This is a genomic window from Variovorax sp. LjRoot130, assembly GCF_964253755.1.
GTDB lineage: Bacteria > Pseudomonadota > Gammaproteobacteria > Burkholderiales > Burkholderiaceae_C > Variovorax.
Genome location: NZ_CAXURM020000002.1, coordinates 1,525,538 through 1,541,683, shown reverse-complemented (window position 1 = coordinate 1,541,683; position 16,146 = coordinate 1,525,538). Strand labels below are relative to the sequence as shown.

At 65.2% G+C, this 16,146-nt stretch carries 18 protein-coding genes and 1 pseudogene; 14 read left to right on the top strand and 5 right to left on the bottom strand.

The annotated features are described in order from the left end of the window. Positions 1–146: 146 nt before the first annotated feature. From ACSQ86_RS37235 to ACSQ86_RS37215, 5 genes and pseudogenes are all read left to right on the top strand, one after another. Positions 147–464: a BufA1 family periplasmic bufferin-type metallophore gene (locus ACSQ86_RS37235; protein WP_436307464.1), complete on the top strand. Its 318-nt coding sequence runs from the start codon at positions 147–149 to the stop codon at positions 462–464. Positions 465–478: 14 nt separating this feature from the next. Next, positions 479–928 (top strand): annotated as a pseudogene (locus tag ACSQ86_RS37230) (multinuclear nonheme iron-dependent oxidase); the annotation flags it as partial. Between the two features lie 8 nt (positions 929–936). Next, positions 937–1,392 (top strand): hypothetical protein, encoded by a 456-nt coding sequence (locus ACSQ86_RS37225; protein ID WP_436307604.1) that lies wholly within the window; start codon positions 937–939, stop codon positions 1,390–1,392. 169 nt (positions 1,393–1,561) lie between these two features. Further along, complete coding sequence (locus ACSQ86_RS37220) at positions 1,562–2,023, top strand: methyltransferase (RefSeq protein WP_436310871.1); 462 nt, start codon at positions 1,562–1,564, stop codon at positions 2,021–2,023. A 361-nt stretch (positions 2,024–2,384) separates the two neighbouring features. Beyond that, positions 2,385–3,305 carry a F510_1955 family glycosylhydrolase gene (locus tag ACSQ86_RS37215; RefSeq protein WP_436307605.1) on the top strand — a complete coding sequence of 307 codons (921 nt, stop codon included), beginning with the start codon at positions 2,385–2,387 and terminating at the stop codon, positions 3,303–3,305. Positions 3,306–3,464: 159 nt separating this feature from the next. Here ACSQ86_RS37215 and ACSQ86_RS37210 read toward each other — a convergent pair whose 3' ends face one another. Both ACSQ86_RS37210 and ACSQ86_RS37205 read right to left on the bottom strand, forming a co-directional pair. After that, positions 3,465–4,232 carry a TIGR04325 family methyltransferase gene (locus ACSQ86_RS37210; RefSeq protein WP_436307606.1) on the bottom strand — a complete coding sequence of 256 codons (768 nt, stop codon included), beginning with the start codon at positions 4,230–4,232 and terminating at the stop codon, positions 3,465–3,467. 55 nt (positions 4,233–4,287) lie between these two features. Further along, complete coding sequence (locus tag ACSQ86_RS37205; RefSeq protein WP_436307607.1) at positions 4,288–4,425, bottom strand: hypothetical protein; 138 nt, start codon at positions 4,423–4,425, stop codon at positions 4,288–4,290. 268 nt (positions 4,426–4,693) lie between these two features. Here ACSQ86_RS37205 and ACSQ86_RS37200 point away from each other — a divergent pair, with 268 nt between their 5' ends. The 9 genes from ACSQ86_RS37200 (at position 4,694) to ACSQ86_RS37160 (ending at position 13,547) form a co-directional block, all read left to right on the top strand. Then, a complete protein-coding gene (locus ACSQ86_RS37200) occupies positions 4,694–4,819 on the top strand; it encodes a YHYH domain-containing protein (RefSeq protein ID WP_436307608.1) in 126 nt (41 codons plus the stop codon). Between the two features lie 175 nt (positions 4,820–4,994). Further along, positions 4,995–5,249, top strand: a complete 255-nt coding sequence (locus ACSQ86_RS37195) for a hypothetical protein (RefSeq protein WP_436310870.1) — start codon at positions 4,995–4,997, stop codon at positions 5,247–5,249. 245 nt (positions 5,250–5,494) lie between these two features. Next, on the top strand, positions 5,495–6,640 hold the full coding sequence (locus ACSQ86_RS37190; RefSeq protein WP_436307610.1) for a TolC family protein: 1,146 nt from the start codon (positions 5,495–5,497) through the stop codon (positions 6,638–6,640). A gap of 68 nt (positions 6,641–6,708) precedes the next feature. Beyond that, on the top strand, positions 6,709–7,275 hold the full coding sequence (locus tag ACSQ86_RS37185) for a hypothetical protein (RefSeq protein ID WP_436307611.1): 567 nt from the start codon (positions 6,709–6,711) through the stop codon (positions 7,273–7,275). 44 nt (positions 7,276–7,319) lie between these two features. Then, positions 7,320–8,444: an efflux RND transporter periplasmic adaptor subunit gene (locus ACSQ86_RS37180; protein ID WP_436307775.1), complete on the top strand. Its 1,125-nt coding sequence runs from the start codon at positions 7,320–7,322 to the stop codon at positions 8,442–8,444. A 13-nt stretch (positions 8,445–8,457) separates the two neighbouring features. Further along, entirely contained in the window at positions 8,458–11,601 is a 3,144-nt protein-coding gene (locus tag ACSQ86_RS37175; protein ID WP_436307612.1) for an efflux RND transporter permease subunit, read from the top strand. 90 nt (positions 11,602–11,691) lie between these two features. Continuing rightward, the gene (locus ACSQ86_RS37170) at positions 11,692–12,087 is read left to right on the top strand and encodes a hypothetical protein (RefSeq protein WP_436307613.1); all 396 of its coding nucleotides are present in this window, start codon (positions 11,692–11,694) and stop codon (positions 12,085–12,087) included. 41 nt (positions 12,088–12,128) lie between these two features. Continuing rightward, positions 12,129–12,461: a hypothetical protein gene (locus ACSQ86_RS37165; RefSeq protein ID WP_436310869.1), complete on the top strand. Its 333-nt coding sequence runs from the start codon at positions 12,129–12,131 to the stop codon at positions 12,459–12,461. 30 nt (positions 12,462–12,491) lie between these two features. Continuing rightward, positions 12,492–13,547, top strand: coding sequence for an EamA family transporter (locus ACSQ86_RS37160; protein ID WP_436307615.1), 1,056 nt, complete (start codon positions 12,492–12,494; stop codon positions 13,545–13,547). Positions 13,548–13,623: 76 nt separating this feature from the next. On the opposite strand, the gene ACSQ86_RS37155 is transcribed toward ACSQ86_RS37160, so the two are convergent. The 3 genes from ACSQ86_RS37155 to ACSQ86_RS37145 form a co-directional block, all read right to left on the bottom strand. Continuing rightward, positions 13,624–13,749, bottom strand: coding sequence for a hypothetical protein (locus ACSQ86_RS37155; RefSeq protein WP_436310868.1), 126 nt, complete (start codon positions 13,747–13,749; stop codon positions 13,624–13,626). A gap of 347 nt (positions 13,750–14,096) precedes the next feature. Then, positions 14,097–15,296, bottom strand: coding sequence for an MFS transporter (locus tag ACSQ86_RS37150; protein ID WP_436307776.1), 1,200 nt, complete (start codon positions 15,294–15,296; stop codon positions 14,097–14,099). Between the two features lie 60 nt (positions 15,297–15,356). After that, positions 15,357–15,983: a Chromate resistance protein ChrB gene (locus ACSQ86_RS37145; RefSeq protein ID WP_436307617.1), complete on the bottom strand. Its 627-nt coding sequence runs from the start codon at positions 15,981–15,983 to the stop codon at positions 15,357–15,359. Between the last annotated feature and the right edge of the window lie 163 nt (positions 15,984–16,146).

Sequence of the window (16,146 nt, the reverse complement as noted above, 5' to 3'; positions counted from 1 at the left end):
GTTGCTGCTCACGCAACGCACGATAGCCCTCAACGCGGTCCGCCGGGGCGACTATTTTTCTTTCGCGGTGCGTAACCTTTCGCCGCCCTCGGACGAACCTTTGAGTGTCGGTCTCGACCCGAGGCCTTAACGCGAGAGGTGAAACCATGACTCATCAAGTGTTCGCAGGTTCAGCGCTGTCTACCGCGCTCGGACTGGTGTTGGCCGCATCGGGGATGGCGGCCCAGGCGCAAGGCATGGACATGAGCAAGGCGCCACAGGCCGTCAAGGACAACATGGCGCGCATGGAGAAGAACAAACTGGAGAAGTGCTACGGCATCAATGCCGCCGCCAAGAACGACTGCGCCGAGGGCAAGCACTCCTGTGCCGGCCAGTCCACGCAGGCGCGCGACCCCAAGTCCTTCGTGCTGCTGCCGGCGGGTGACTGCGCCAAGATCCAGGGCGGAAGCATGAAGTCGAGTTGAGCGCGGTGGCGGCCATGCGCGACGAACGCGGCGCGGTGCCGGCCGCCGCGGGGATCGGGCTGCGCTTCCAGCACCACGAGGCCGTGCTCGAGACACGGCCCGCCGTCGCCTGGCTGGAGGCGCATACCGAGAACTACATGGGCGGCGGCGCGCCGATCCGCACGCTCGAGGCCATCCGGTGCGACTATCCGGTGTCCCTGCACGGCGTCGGCCTGTCGCTGGGCAGCGCGGACGGGTTGGACGCCGCGCACCTCGAACGCATTCGGGATGTCGTGCGCCGGATCGAGCCGGGGCTCGTGTCCGAACACCTGTCATGGAGCGTCGTCGGCGGTACCTATCTGGCCGACCTGTTGCCGCTGCCGATGACCGACGAAGCGCTCGACCTCGTCTGCCGCCATGTCGACCAGGCCCAGACCTGTCTGCAGCGCCAGATCCTGATCGAGAACCCATCGACTTACCTGCGCTCGCCAGTATGATCAGCCAAGACGAGCAGATGGTGCGTGCGGCATCTCTCGCGATGGATCTAACCGCCTGGTTCGTGATCCTGCCGCTGAGTCTCGCCTCGCTGACAACTGGGCTGATTCAAGCACTGGGTACTGCGTGGGGCTTGTTTCGGCACTATTGGATTCTTTTCAAACTCCTACTAACCGCCGTTGCCACCGGCGTGTTGCTGTTGAAGCTGCAGCCAATTAGCTACCTGGCCGACGTGGCGGCAGAGGCGACATTTTCCAGCGCCGACCTCATTGGGCTGCGAACCTCCCTCGTGGTCCACACCGGAGGTGGGCTATTGGTGTTGCTCGCGGCCGTCACGCTGGCGGTATACAAGCCGCGGGGCATGACTCGGTACGTGTGCGAAAGCAGCGCGAACAGGGCAACGCCAGGGCAGGGTCCGACCTCGGGTCGACCACGAGCACGCCACTCTGGGTGAAAGTCTTTGGCGGAATTGTCATCGTCCTGATCCTGATGGTTGGTGTCATGTTGCTTGGCGGCGGCCATGGCCCAGGCGCCCATGGCTAACAAGGCGCTGCACCGGACGGCAATTCCGCTGCGCACCAGCGCGCCGGTGAGCTTTGGCGTTGTGCCCCACCTTCGCTGCCATGAACTCGCTTGAGCTGAAGGTCCCTCCTGCCGCGGCGCTGCTTTTCGGCGTCCTCATGTGGCTCGTGTCCTCGCTGGTCGCGCCGGCTGAAGTGCCGTCCGGCCTTCGCATATCGGTTGCCCTTTTTCTTGCTTCGGTTGGCCTGGTTTTCGGCGTCTCGGGCATGGTCTCCTTCTGGCGAGCAAGAACCACGATGAACCCAATCAAGCCTATGGCTACATCGTCTCTGGTCACCAGCGGTGCCTTTCGCCTCACACGCAATCCCATGTACCTCAGCCTTCTGCTCTACCTGCTTGCGTGGGTCGCGTACTTGTCAAACTGCTGGCTTTGCTTCTGCCGGTGTTCGTGCTCTACGTCAACAAGTTCCAAATCAAGCCCGAGGAGCGCGCGTTGTCCTCGCTCTTTGGTCCACAGTACGCCGCATACAAGAAGAGGGTTCGCCGGTGGCTGTGAGGCATAGCCGTTCCCATATGGACTCCGTCTCAACCGCAAGAAAGCTGCCCGATATTGACGGCTTGAGGGAAGCGCCCGCACGGGCATCTCTAGCGAGCTCCCAACGGAATCCAGCGCCCGCCCAAGTTCACGATCGCCTTCATAGGGGCCGTTCGTCGGCGACCTCCCATCGTCGTTCGGCCACCGCCTGCTTGTAGTTCCGTAGCACCTCCAGCTCGAAAGTTTTGCAAACGTCGAATCTGTGCGCCGTCGCAACACCTCAACGATGGCTTGTAGCCGCGCGCGACGGCACGAAGCTGGTTTGCGTGGCGAGGAACTGTTCTACCTGCCGATACACAAATCATCATGACGAGGACCGGAGGCCTCAGATGATTCGTGCGAGCCTCGCCCAACGACAGACTCTCCACGCCTGGATGCTCGCATGCGCACTTGGCGTCCTCGCGGCGCCGCCGGTTCGCGCCGGCCAACCGGTGACCCTGACTCACGTCCACGGGCTGTCCTATAGCGCTGACGGAAAGCAGCTCCTGATCCCCAGCCACCATGGCCTTGCCGTGTACGCGGACGGGCATTGGTCCAAGGCGGAGGGGCCGGCGCACGACTACATGGGCTTCTCCGCCACGCGCGATGCGCTGTACAGCAGCGGGCACCCGGCGCCGGGTTCCGAGCTGACCGATCCCTTTGGCCTGATCAAGAGCAGCGACGGCGGCAAAACCTGGCAGCAGCTCGGGCTCACGGGCGAGTCGGACTTCCACATACTGGCAACCAGCTTCGCGACCAACGCCGTGTACGTGGCCAACAAAGAGGCAAACACCCGCATGAGCCAAGTCGGCATCTACCACACGCGGACCGACGGCCTCAGGTGGCGACGCGCCGCGGCCAAGGGACTGGGGCGCTGGCTCCATAGCCTGGCCGTGCATCCCACCAACGCTGCCGTCGCCGCCGCGGGCACGGACGAGGGACTCTATCTGTCCCGGAATTCGGCGGAGAGCTTCGAGCGGCTGGTCGGCGGCATGGTGACTGCCGAAAGCTTCGATCTGGATGGGCAGCACTTGTGGTTCAGTACCTATGCCGACAAGGCGGTGCTGGCGAGGATCGTATTGAAGGCCAGGGCCAAGGCCGAAGAGGTGCCGATCCCAGCGCCGACAGACGATGCTGTGGCGTACATCGCGCAGAACCCTGTTCGGCGCGAAGAGATCGCGATCGCCACCTTCAAGCGAAGCGTGTTTCTCAGCAAGGACCAGGGTCGGACCTGGACGCAGATCGCGAAGGGCGGAACGACCCATGAGTGACTCGACGCCACGCCGGCGGCCTCCCGCATCGACGGTTAAGGGTGGCGCGTGCCGCCCAAGCGGTTCGGCAACCGGCACACTGTCTAGTCGTTGTGAAGCGGAGCGGCGTCCAAAGCGGGCTGAGCAACGGTAGCGTACATCTTGGGCCCGCGTTGCCCCCTAGGACAGGTCAAAGCAGCAACCCGCGTAGTACGCTTTGTCGCCGCCGTCGACGAAGGGCACCTCGATCGGCTTGCCCTCGTTGCGCCAGGCGTCGCGCCGCTTGTAGCCGGATTCGGCGAGCTCGGCGAGGAGCTCGTCGTGGTGCTGGATCCGGTAGGGACAGACGGCAAAGCCGATGCTGTTGAGCGTGTAGAGCGTGCGCTCGGGATGCACCGCCGTCGTGTTGAGCACGATGCGCCGTGGCTTCACGGGCAGCGCGGCAATGATCTCGGACATGCGCGTCGGCAGGTACTGCAGGCTGCCCGAGGCGTAGAGCACGTCGCAGCCGCTCGCGTCGCGCCAATCGGTGGTGAAGCTGAGCTGCGCGCTGGCCTCGCGCTGCACCGCGAGCTCCCGGCCGCTCGCCACCACGTTAGGCACGTCGCAGACGGTCCAACGCAGGTCGGCAGGGTAGTTGAGCATGCGGCGGAAGGCGTAGTACTTGATGCCGACATGGCCGCCCAGGTCGAAGATGCTGCGCATGCCGTCGTCGAGCGCGCGGCCGAGCCAGAACAGGCCCGGGTAGTCGTAGAAAGCGACCTGGTGACTGTAGAAGGCGTCCGCCGGGGCGTTGTCGTATCCGATGGCCTTGGAGGGCGGCGCGCCGGCTTCGGCAGCGGCGAAGCTCTCGAAGGAACCCATGAACAGGTTTTCTTCGCGGTTGTCCAGGAACTTGCGCCGGTAGGCAGCTTCGCGGACCGACGACGGCAGCAGACTCAAGTGCATTCTTCCTCCTGTGTATGCGCAACGGAGCCGGGTGTAAAAACTGATGCAAACCCACTCAATAGGAGCCCGGCGGCGGTGTCGTCACCGGCTTGAAGCGCCGCGCCGATGCGGTCATGTCGACGAGGCAGGATCGCGTCACACCGACCAGTTGGTCAAGCGCCTTCTTCTCTGCCACATCGAAAGCTGTGGTCATCGCTGGCACCGCGAGATTGCGAAGGTTCGGATTCGCGCCTGCGCAAGCGCCCGTATCGCGTCGCCCCTCTCTTGCGATCGATCACCTGCCACTCCGGATAGGCGAACCGTTCCGAGTCGATGGCGCGTTCATGCAACGAGGTCAAGCTTGCGGGCTTGGGAACGGCAGGAGCGAACTAATGTCACGACGGCATGGGCAAACCCTCAAGAAACAATTGGTGACATTCGGGGATGCTTCATCTCGCCTGCTTTTGGGCAAGGAGATCGATATGAAGAAACTGATGGTCGCCCTCGTCGCGCTGATGATGAGCGTTGGGGTTTGGGCGCACTCCGGCGGCACGGACAAGAATGGCTGCCACCACGATCGGAAGAGCGGCGGATACCACTGCCATTGAGATAGATCGGCGCGTATGCCCGCCAAAATTGCGGGCATGCATCTGGGCGGCGACGACCCTCGGCTAGACTTGCGCGATGCGCCGCAGGCTAGCCCTCGTCCTCCTCCTACTTTCTGCGTTCTGGCAGGCCATCGCCATCGGCGGGCAGGCCACCGCGTTCGCAGAAGTAGAGGAAATGGCCCACGCCGTCCTGCACTGGCAGGACGAGGCGCATCACCATCACGATGACGGGTCCGTGGCGCAGGACGACTCGGACGAGTCTGTCCAACACGTCGTTGCCGATGGCTGCCTGGGCGCGTCCGCGGTCTGGCTCACGGCTTCCTTTTCCTTTGCACCTGCCGAAGCGCCCCGACCGATGATGGTCAACGAGGCGGCCGGACCCTGGCCGCATCTCGACGGTCCTCGACGACCTCCAAGACTGACGACCTGAAAACGCCACTGCTCACCCCGCGTTCGCGCGCGTGGGCCGTTTTCATGTTGGCGACCCTCGCAGGCTGATCCGCATCGCGCGTGCGCGGCCGGCTCGCCGATGTCGCCGTCCCGTCAGTCAGGAGTCTTGTGAAATCCGTTCCATGGCTTGTGTCCTGCACGATCGCAGGAAGCGTGCTCCTTGGGGTCACAGCGCCCGCAGCCGCGCAACCATCCACTTCATCCGTCAGCGCAGTGTCGGCCAGCGTGAGCATCGCCCAGGCCTTCGAAGCGGCCTGGCAGCGCGCCGTCCAATCGCGAGAGACTGAATCCCAGACTCGGCGCGCACGCGCAGAGCAGACGGCGGCGTCCAGCCTCTGGGCGGCGCCGCCTGCCGCCGAGCTCAACCACATCAACGACCGTTGGCATTCGAACGCCGGGCGTCGCGAGACGGAGGTGGGCCTCGTGTGGCCACTCTGGTTGCCGGGCCAGCGCGACGCGCGCGCTGCAGCCGCCGATGCCGAACTGAAGCTCTCGGACCTTGGCCTCGAGGCGGCGCGATTGCGCGTGGCCGGACAGGTCCGCGAAGCCGCCTGGAAGCTGTCGGCAGCCCAGGCCGAAGCAATGTCGGTCGCAGCTCAGACGCGCTATCTGCAAGGCATCGTCGACGACGTGCAGCGTCGTGTCCAGGCAGGCGACCTGGCACGGGCTGATGCCTTGGCGGCCCGTGCCGAGTTCCTGGAGGCCAAGGCTGTCCAGAGCGAAGCCGATCAGCGATTGCAGGCGGCTCGCGCGCAGTGGCGAACACTCACCGGCATCGACGCGATGTCGCAAATGCCGAGCCCGCCGGCGCCGGCTGCTGGAGAGCAGCCGTCGACGACCGGCGAGCATCCCGAACTGCGGCTCGCCACGCAGGCCGTCGAGCGGGCGCGCAAACGCCTGGACGCCGTCAACGTATCGCGGCGCGACCCGCCGGAACTATCGCTTCGGTACCGCGAGGAGGCACCCGGCATGGGTGAGGCGACACTACGTGGCATCGGCATCGGCCTGCGGATACCGTTCGGCACCGACGGCCGCAATGCGCCTCTGCAGGCCGCTGCCTTCGGCGACCTCGATGTGGCGGAGACGACCGAGCAACGCCTGCGCGAGCGGCAAGACACCGAACTCGCGGTGGCGCGTGCGGCCGTGCAAAGCGCCGCGCTGCAAGTCGACAGCACACGCACCCGCGCCGGTCTGCTGCGCGAACGTGCGCAACTCGTCGACGCCTCGTTCAAGGCAGGTGAAACCTCTCTGCCAGACCTGCTGCGCGCAGCAAATGCCGCCGCACAGGCCGACGCCGCGCTCGCGCGCCAGCAAGCGGCGCTGGGCCTGGCCCATGCCCAACTCCAACAAGCACTTGGACTGTTTCCATGATTCATCTCACACACACCTCCAGCCTCAGGCACCGCTGCTGCCTGCTGCTGGCCGTCGCCCTTTCGCTGATGCTGCTGCTGGGCGCCCGCGCCTGGGCCAGCCCGGGGGCCCATGGCCCGAACGGTGAGCACCTCGATGCCCCCGGCCAGACCGTCAGCGGCGGCAACAGCGCTCCGCGCATGGAGGCCAAGTCGGAAACGTTCGAACTGGTCGGCCACCTGCGCGAGGACGAGCTTTCGATGCTCATCAACCGGTTCGAAACCAATGAGCCGGTCCTCGATGCGAAGGTGGAAGTCGAGTCCGGCGCGCTCAAGGCAATCGCCAAATTCCATTCCGATCTGGGCGACTACGCCGTCGACGATGCCGCCTTCCTCAAGGCCCTGAAAGCGCCCGGCGAGCATGCGGTCGTGATCACCGTGCTGGCCGGTGCAGACACGGACCTGCTGGACGCAACCATCAAAAGCGAAGGAGCCGCCGCGGGCTCCCACGGGCACTCCCATGACGACGAACACGGCCACGGCGTCCCCTTGACCGTCTGGCTCGCACTGGCGCTGCTGGCTGCCGGTGCCGTCATCTATTTCCTCAATCGCCATGCCGGCAGCCGCCCCGGCCTTCCGACCGGAGGTGCCCAATGACGCAGCGACTTCAACTTGCATCCTGCAAACCGGCGCCGTATCGCATGGCGGTGATCGCCGCGCTCGCGGTGCTGCTAAGCCTCGTCGCACCCAGTGCAACGCTTGCAGCGGCCGGCGCGCACGGACCTAACGGAGAGCACCTTGACGCACCGAGCAGCAACAATACATCGGGCCTTGCTCGCCTGCCGGACGGCAGCGTTCAGGTGCCAATGCTGGCCCAGCGCCGCATGGCCATCAGGACCCTTGTGGCCACCGAGGGCGAGGCGGCCGCCACCTTGGAGCTGCCGGGGCGGATCGTGATGGATCCCAACGCCGGCGGCCGCGTGCAAGCTGTGCACGGCGGGCGTATCGAGCCGGGCCCGCGCGGCTTGCCGGTGGCCGGCCAATCGGTACGCCAAGGCGAGCTGTTGGCCTATGTGAAGCACCATGCCGAGCCCTATGCGCTGGCGAACCAGCAATCGCAGCTGGCCGAGCTGCGAAGCAGCCGGGAACTGGCGGCGCAGCGGGTGCAGCGCCTGCAGTCGCTGGAAGGCACGGTGCCTCGCAAAGACATCGAAGCCGCGCGCGCGGAACTGCAAAGTCTTTCGGCGCGTGAGAAGAGCATCGGTGCGAGCCTCGGCGCGCGCGAAGCGCTCGTGGCGCCCGTGGCCGGTGTGATCGCGAGGGCCGATGCAGTCTCCGGCCAGATCGTGGAAGCGCGCGACGTGCTGTTCGAGGTAGTCGACCCGAGCCGGGTGCTGGTCGAGGCCACGACCGCCGATCCTGGCTTGCCTGCTCGTCTCGGAGACGCTTACCTGCAAGCCACTCCTGGCGTGAAGCTGAAGCTGCTGGGTGCCGCACGCAGCCTGCGCGACGGCGTGCTTCCACTCACGTTCCGGGCGCAGCCGGACAAGCCTGGCGCAGCCATGCCCTTGGCCATCGGCCAGCCGGTCACCGTCGTGGCGACGCTCACGGAACGCATCAAGGGCTTCGTGCTGCCGGCGCAGGCGGTGGTGCGCAACAGCGCCAACGAGCCCATCGTCTGGATCAAATCCGGCGCCGAGCGCTACATCCCGCAGCCGGTGCAGTACCGTCCGCTGGACGCATCGACCGTGATCATCACCCAGGGACTGGGTGCCGACAATCGCGTGGTGGTGCAAGGTGCTCCGCTGATCGCGCAGATCCGCTGAACGGAGCCTCTGCATGTTCAACTGGATCGTTCACCACAGCCTGCGCGGGCGTCTCTTCGTGCTGGCCGTCGCGGCGCTGCTGCTGGTCTATGGCGCCATCACCGCGTGGCGCACGCCGGTCGACGTCTTTCCGGACCTCAACAAGCCGCTGGTCACCGTGCTCACGGAAGCCGGCGGCATGGCGCCCGAAGAGGTCGAGCAGCTTGTCACCTTTCCCTTGGAGACGGCGCTCAATGGCATGCCGGGCGTGACGCGCGTGCGTTCGACCTCCGGGGTCGGCCTGTCCATCCTCTATGCCGAGTTCGACTGGGACACCGACATCTATCGCAACCGCCAGCTCGTGGCCGAGCGCTTGGCGCTGGTGCGCGAGCAACTGCCAGGTGGCATCACGCCCGCCATGGGGCCGGTGTCCTCGATCATGGGCGAGGTGATGCTGATCGCGCTGCCCCTGGCGGAAGGAAACGGCAAGACGGCCGCGGACCCGATGCGCGCGCGTGAGTACGCCGACTTCGTCCTGCGCCCGCGCTTGCTGTCCATCGCCGGCGTTTCCCAGGTCATTCCGATTGGCGGTGACGTGCGGCAACTGCGCGTCGAACCCGACACGGCCCGCATGGCCCAGTACGGTGTCTCGCTGACCCAGGTCGAGCAGGCGCTGCGCGGCTTCGCGAGCAACGCGGGCGGCGGCTTCATCGACCTCAACAGCCGCGAGTTCCTCATCCGCCATCTCGGCCGCACCAACCGGGTAGAGGATCTGCGCGGAATTGCGGTTGCCTGGAAGGAGGGCCGTCCCGTCCTGCTGGACCAGGTGGCCAATGTGCGTTTCGCAGCCAGCATGAAACGGGGCGACGCCGGCTACAACGGCCTGCCGGCGGTGATCGTCAGCGTGCAAAAGCAGCCCGCCGCGGACACCGTGAAGCTGACGGGCGCCATCGAGACCGCCCTGGGCGAGCTCCAGCAAGGCTTGCCGCCGGGCCTGGCGGCACCCAAGGTGCTGTTCCGCCAGGCCGACTTCATCCAGGCATCGATCAGCAACGTCAGCGAGGCATTGCGAGATGGGGCCATCATGGTTGCGATCGTGCTGTTTGCCTTCCTGCTCTCGGCGCGCACAACTCTGATTTCCCTGGTGGCGATCCCGTTGTCGCTGGCGGTCACCGCGCTGGTGTTCAAGCTGCTGGGCCAGTCCATCAACGTGATGACGCTGGGTGGCCTGGCGATCGCAATCGGCGAGCTGGTCGACGACGCCGTGGTGGATGTGGAAAACATCCTGCGCCGACTCAAGCAGAACCGTGCGGCCGGCAATCCCCTGTCCACGATGGAGGTCGTGCGAAGGGCCAGCGTGGAGGTTCGTTCCGGCATCGTCTATGCGACCGCCATCGTCGTGCTGGTGTTCGTGCCCTTGTTCGCGCTGCCGGGCATCGAGGGACGGCTGTTCTCGCCGCTGGGCATCGCCTACATTGTCTCCATCCTGGCTTCCATGCTGGTGTCGATGACGGTGACTCCAGTGCTGTGCCTCTACCTGCTGCCAACAATGAAGCGCCTGGATCACGGCGACAGCCCGCTGGTCATCCGCCTCAAGCGCTGGGACGAGAAGGTATTGGGCTGGTCTTTCGAGCGCGCCAAGCTGCTGATCGCCATCGCCGCCGTGGCGGTAGCCGCTGCGGCGACCAGCGTGCCGTTCTTCCCGCGCGCCTTCTTGCCGGCCTTCAACGAAGGGTCGTTGGTGCTTGGGATGGTCTTCAATCCCGGCACTGCGCTGGCCGAGGCCAACCGCATGGGATCGCTCGCGGAAACGCTGATCGCCGAGGTGCCCGAAGTCACCCAGGTCGGGCGTCGAACCGGGCGCGCCGAGCTCGACGAGCATGCCGAAGGCGTGCACGCCGCCGAGATCGACGTGGACCTGAAGCGATCCGCGCGCGACCGCGAGACCGTGATGGCGGATATCCGGGCGCGGTTGTCGGTGCTGCCGGCACAGGTGGCAATCGGCCAGCCCATCTCGCACCGCCTGGACCACCTGCTGTCGGGTGTACGCGCGCAAATTGCGCTGAAGATCTTCGGCGACGACACCGATACGTTGCGCGGCCTCGGCGAGCAGATGCGCCAAGGGCTGTCAGGCGTACCCGGCCTGGTCGACCTGACGGTGGAGAAGCAGGTGCTGATTCCCCAGATCACGGTGCGCCTCGATCAGCGCAAGCTGGCGCAGACGGGCTTGTCGCCGGGCGAAGCTGTGCGGGTGCTGCAGGCCTTGACGGACGGGGCACACGGCGCCCAGATCGTGGACGGCCAGCGTCGCTATGACCTGGTGCTGCGCCTGCCGGACGGTCGGCGCAGCCCGCAGGACCTTGCCGCCACGTTGATCGACACCCCGGCCGGCCGCTTGCCGGTCTCGGCGATCGCCACGGTGGAGGAAACCGATGGCCCGAACCAGATCGGACGCGAGAACGGGCGCCGGCGCATCGTGGTCTACGCCAACACCGACGGCTCGGACATGGGACGGGTGATCCAAGATATCCGCAATGTGATCGCCAAGACGCCATTGCCGCCGGGCACCTTCGTGAGCCTGGAGGGGCAGTTCCAGGCCCAGGAGCAGGCGATGAAGCTGATCGTGGGTCTGTCGCTGGTCTCGCTGGCGATGATCTTCCTGGTGCTCTATGCGCGCTACAAGTCCGCGGTGCTGGCCGGAATCATCATGGCCAACATTCCACTCGCCCTCATTGGCAGCGTGGTGGCCATGTGGCTCGCCGGTGTGAGCCTGTCGGTGGCCTCGATGGTGGGTTTCATCACGCTGGCGGGCATCGCGACGCGCAACGGCATCTTGAAGGTCAGCCACTACATCAACCTGTGCCGCTTCGAAGGCGAGAGCTTCGGCATTCCGATGATCGTGCGCGGCTCGCTTGAGCGTCTGACGCCGGTGCTGATGACCGCGCTGGTGGCCGCCTTCGCGCTGACGCCGCTGCTGCTGGCCGCCGATGCGCCGGGCAAGGAAATCCTGCACCCGGTCGCCGTGGTGATCTTCGGCGGCCTGGTCAGCTCGACCGTTCTCGACACGCTGCTCACGCCGGTCCTGTTCTGGCTGCTTGGCCGCCGCGCCGCCGAGCGTTTGCTCGAAGTGGAGGTGCCCGGACCTGGCCTCCGGCCGGTCCCGCAGGAGTCGTACTGAGGTGAGCTGCACGATTCTTGTTTCCATTCCCCAAGGCTTTGCGGCGCCGCCTTGTCAAAGCGCGCCATCCCCTGACCAAAGGACGATCCGATGATCCTGAAAAACTCTCCCTTGCGCCTTCTCGCCGCCGCTGTGGTGCTGACGGCATCGACGCTGAGCGTGAACAACGCGTTTGCGCACGGTGCTGCGAAGCCGCAGTACGGCGGCATCGTGCAAAGCGCGAGCGACCTGTCTTTCGAACTGGTCGCAGCCGGCGACGGCGCCACGATCTACGTCCTCGACCACGAAGACGAGTTCGATACGGCCGGTACGAGCGGCAAACTCACGGTGCTCAACGGCGCAGAAAAATCGGAAGCCGCTCTGAAGCCGGCGGGCGGCAACAAGCTCGAAGCGAAGGGTGTCAAGCTGGGCAAGGGGTCCAAGGTGGTGGCCGCGCTGAAGACGGCGGACAAGAAGACCATCACCCTGCGATTCACGCTGAAGTGATCAGCAGCACGCGGCGGCGCCCTCCAGAAGGCGGCGTGGCGTTGGCACTCGTCGTGCTCAACGGCCTGTTGCAAGGCTGCGCCGGTCTGCTGGACGAGCGTGCCCGCTTCCTGGAAGGCTGGCGGCCGGGCAGGGTCGTGCAGATCGATCAAGGGGCCGCCATCCACGTGCGGATCGCCAAGGATTGCCGCAAGATGGTGGCGCCCGACGCCGCGGCGCGAGATCGCTACGTGCTGGTTCGCTACTCCGAGACGCCCAGCCGCTGTGCGTATCGAGTCGCACCGTTGTCCGGCGCTGAAACGATCGAAGTTGGTGATCGGGTTCAAGTCAACATTCAGCACTGTCATGCTCCGCTGGCAATGATCGGTGGCTGAGGGAAATAATCTTTCGAAGGTGGTCGGCGCATGAAGCAACCCCATGCTCATCTACCCGCATTGCGCGGAGGCCTCCTGGCTCTGGTGGCGGCGGCGCTGTTCGGCATCAGCACCCCGCTGGTTCAGCGATTCGGGGCAGGTCTCGGGGCATTCACGACAGCGGCTTTGCTCTATGCGGGTGCTGCTGTCGTGGGAGCGTTTTCGCGACAGCATGTTGAAAAGGAAGCTCGGCTCAAGCGTGGCGACCTTCCACGCCTGCTGTCGATGGCGGCCTTCGGCGCCGTGCTGGGGCCCGTCGCGTTGGCATGGGGCCTGCAACACACCAGCGGTACCGGTGCTTCGCTGATGCTCACCCTCGAAGCCTTGTTCACCGCCTTGCTGGCGCGCGGCTTGTACGGCGAGACCATGGATCGACGCGTCTGGGCCGCCATGCTGCTCCTGCTCGCCGGCGGCATCGCGCTGGTGCTGGACCAGGGCCGCCAGGGCGGAAATCAGCTCTGGGGAGTGCTGGCGGTGCTGCTGGCCACCGTGGCCTGGGGCGCAGACAACACGCTCTCGCGTGCGCTGGCCGAGCGCGACCCGGCACAGGTGGTGCTTGGCAAGGCGGTCCTCGGGGCTGCCGCCACGACAGCGCTGGCGATGCTGTTCGGTGATCCGCTGCCCACGCTCGGCGCGGCGATCGGGCTGCTGGTAGTAGGCGCGACCGGCTACGGACTGAGCCTGCGTTTTTATCTGCTGGCCCAGCGGGCCTTCGGCGCGGCGCGCACGGGTTCTGTGTTTGCGTTCGCGCCATTCATAGGCGCCGCGCTCGCGATGGCGTTGGGGGACCGCAGCGGTAGTTGGATCATGGCGGTGGGCGGTCTGCTAATGGTGCTGGGGGTGGCGCTGCACTTGGCGGAATCGCATGGGCATGCGCACGCGCACGAGGCGTTGGAACACGAGCATGCGCACCGGCATGACGACGGGCACCATAACCACGCGCACGAGGTGATGCCGGCGGGCCCGCACAGCCATCGACACGTGCACGAACCGATGAGCCATGCGCATCCGCATGTGCCGGATGCGCACCATCGGCACGAGCATTGACGGCGAATAGGAACAAGCTGGTCACACGTTTGTCTGATCTGGTTGACCAGCAAGCGGGTGCATCGAGGCCTGCGGCTCAGTCGAGCGTCACCACTGCGACGTACAGTTCCACCACCAGCCAGCCGATCAACGCCGCAGCGCCGATGGCCAGGAGCACTGAAGCAGCTCTGCCCTCAATGCGTCGAAATGCACTGCTTGCCATTGGGCGACCGGTCCAAGAATTACCTGATAGGCGCTTCATGGAACGATTGTTGATCGCTTGGCGCGCAATGTAAAAGGCACGCTGGGCGCGAGGTTTCGCCGCGCAATGAGAGGAGCTTCGCATAGAGCGTGTCAACCGTCAGCACGCTCGGATGCACCCATTGCGCCGGAAAGAAGGCGCTGCTATGGCCACATCTGGGCGACTCTTGCGGGTCTTGTTCATTCAGCTGTACCCGCCGATCAGCAGTAGTGCGGTAGTGCGCGTGCTCCAGGTAGGGCCTCGCACAGGGGGTTTTTGTGGTGTGAGCCGGCTACCAGACACTTCGCGGGCCGGCTCGGCGCATTGACTCAAGCGCCCAAAGGACGCTGGCATGGACGCCACAACAGTCCGCAGAGTGCAATCAGGCAGAAGGCCGCCCCGGCATAGAAGGTGGCAGACGCCCCGAGCCGATCCCACAACAGCCCGGCAACCACGCTGGCGACCAGCATCGCCGCTCCGCTCACCAAGTTGAAGAACCCGTAGGCGGTGCCGCGCAGATCTGCGGGCGTGGTATCCGCCACCATGGTGGCTAGCAAGCCTTGCGTGATGCCCATGTGCACACCCCACAGGGCGACGCCTGCCAACACGACCCACCAATGATCGCTGGTGGCGAGCACGACGTCGGCCGCGATCAACACGGCCAGGCCGAGCGCCAGCAGTTTGGTGTGGCTCATGCGGTCGGAGAGCTTGCCAAAAGGATAGGCCGACAGCGCGTAGATCAGGTTCATCGCTACCATCACGAGGGGCACCAGAGCGACCGCAATGCCGCCTTGCTGTGCTCGCAGCACCAGGAATGCCTCGCTGAACCGCGCCAGCGTGAACACGGCACCGATTCCCACCACCCACCAATACGGCGGGCCAAGCCGCTTCAGGTTTTCTCGGCGGATTGGATTGGTCCGCTTCTCAACCTGATGATGTTTCGGCTCCCGAAGGCCGAACAAGAGCAGTGCGACAGCCATCAAGCCCGGGACCACTGCCACCCCGAAGACGGCCCGGAAATCATTGGCCCAGAGCAGCATCAAGCCCACCGCCAGCAGCGGACCGAGGAAGGCCCCCACGGTGTCGATCGACTGGCGCAGCCCGAAGGCGGCGCCGCGCAAGTGCGGCGGCGCAATGTCGGCGACCAAGGCATCACGGGGTGCACCGCGTACCCCCTTGCCGACCCGATCCAGCAGCCGGGCCGTCAGCACAATGCCGATCGTAGGGGCCAGCGCGAACAGCGGTTTGGACAGTGCCCCCAAGGCGTAGCCAAACACGGCCAGCCCTTTTCGCTTGCCGAGATAGTCGCTAAGCGCCCCCGAGAAGACCTTGACGATCAGCGCCGTGGACTCGGCCAGCCCTTCGATCAGACCGACCGCCGAAGCGCTGGCGCCCAAGGTCGAGACCATGAACATCGGCAGCAGGCTGTGGATCATTTCCGACGAGATGTCCATCAGCATGCTGACAAAGCCGAGCACCCAAATGCCGGCCGGAATTTGATGCAGGGTGCTGCTGCTTCTTGTGGTCATGGGTTCCGGCGCAGCATTGCTGTCAAAGAGCATGTCAGGCGTGATGGGGGTTGGACCCACTCAGGGCTTGGCATCTCGTTTGGCAGGCCGCTTTGCGGTCGCTTTCTTTGCCGTTGCGGGCCGTCTCGTCGGTGCGGTTTTCGTGTTCTGCTCCCGCTCGAAAACCTCATTGGCATAGCTCTCCAGCAAGGCCTCGCACTCGACCAGCTGCTGTTCGGCCGTCGCGCGCGCCGGCGCGCCATAGAAATCGACGACCTTGATTCGCTCGAGCCAGTTCTTGAGCTTCTTCAGGTCTTCGTCGTTCTCCTTGATCTCGGCGAAGCTGTAGTGGCCAGCCTTGACCTCCTTCTCGATCTCCTTCTTGTAGTCGTCACACTTTTCGAGAAACTCCTCGTAGTCCTGCTCGCGGTCGCGCTTGAAATAGGCCACGACACGCTCCTCCTGCTTGGCGTCGAGCGCGTGCGTTTCGAAGATCACCGCTTCGCCGCCCGCTTGCTCGATATCGCTTTGCACCGTGCGCAGCTGACGCTGGTGCTCGCTGCTGGTGGGCAGTACACAGATGCTGTTCTGCAGGTAGACGGCGCCCATGCCGCGGATGCGCCTCCAGATGCCGACCCGCAATTTGCTCGGCTCGGCGGGCACCTTGTAGGTCAGGAGAAGCCAGGACGAGTACTTGTTCGGATTCATTGCTAATGTAGCGGTGGTTACATCACAACTGTAGCAGATTAGAATCGAATCTGTGATTTCGACGAAGGTGATGCATGAACCGTGAGGACGGACGCGTTCAGGCGCGCGAGAAAGACAACCCGAGCCTGTTTCAGGTTCTAGCTAGGTGCCTGGGCCACACGCC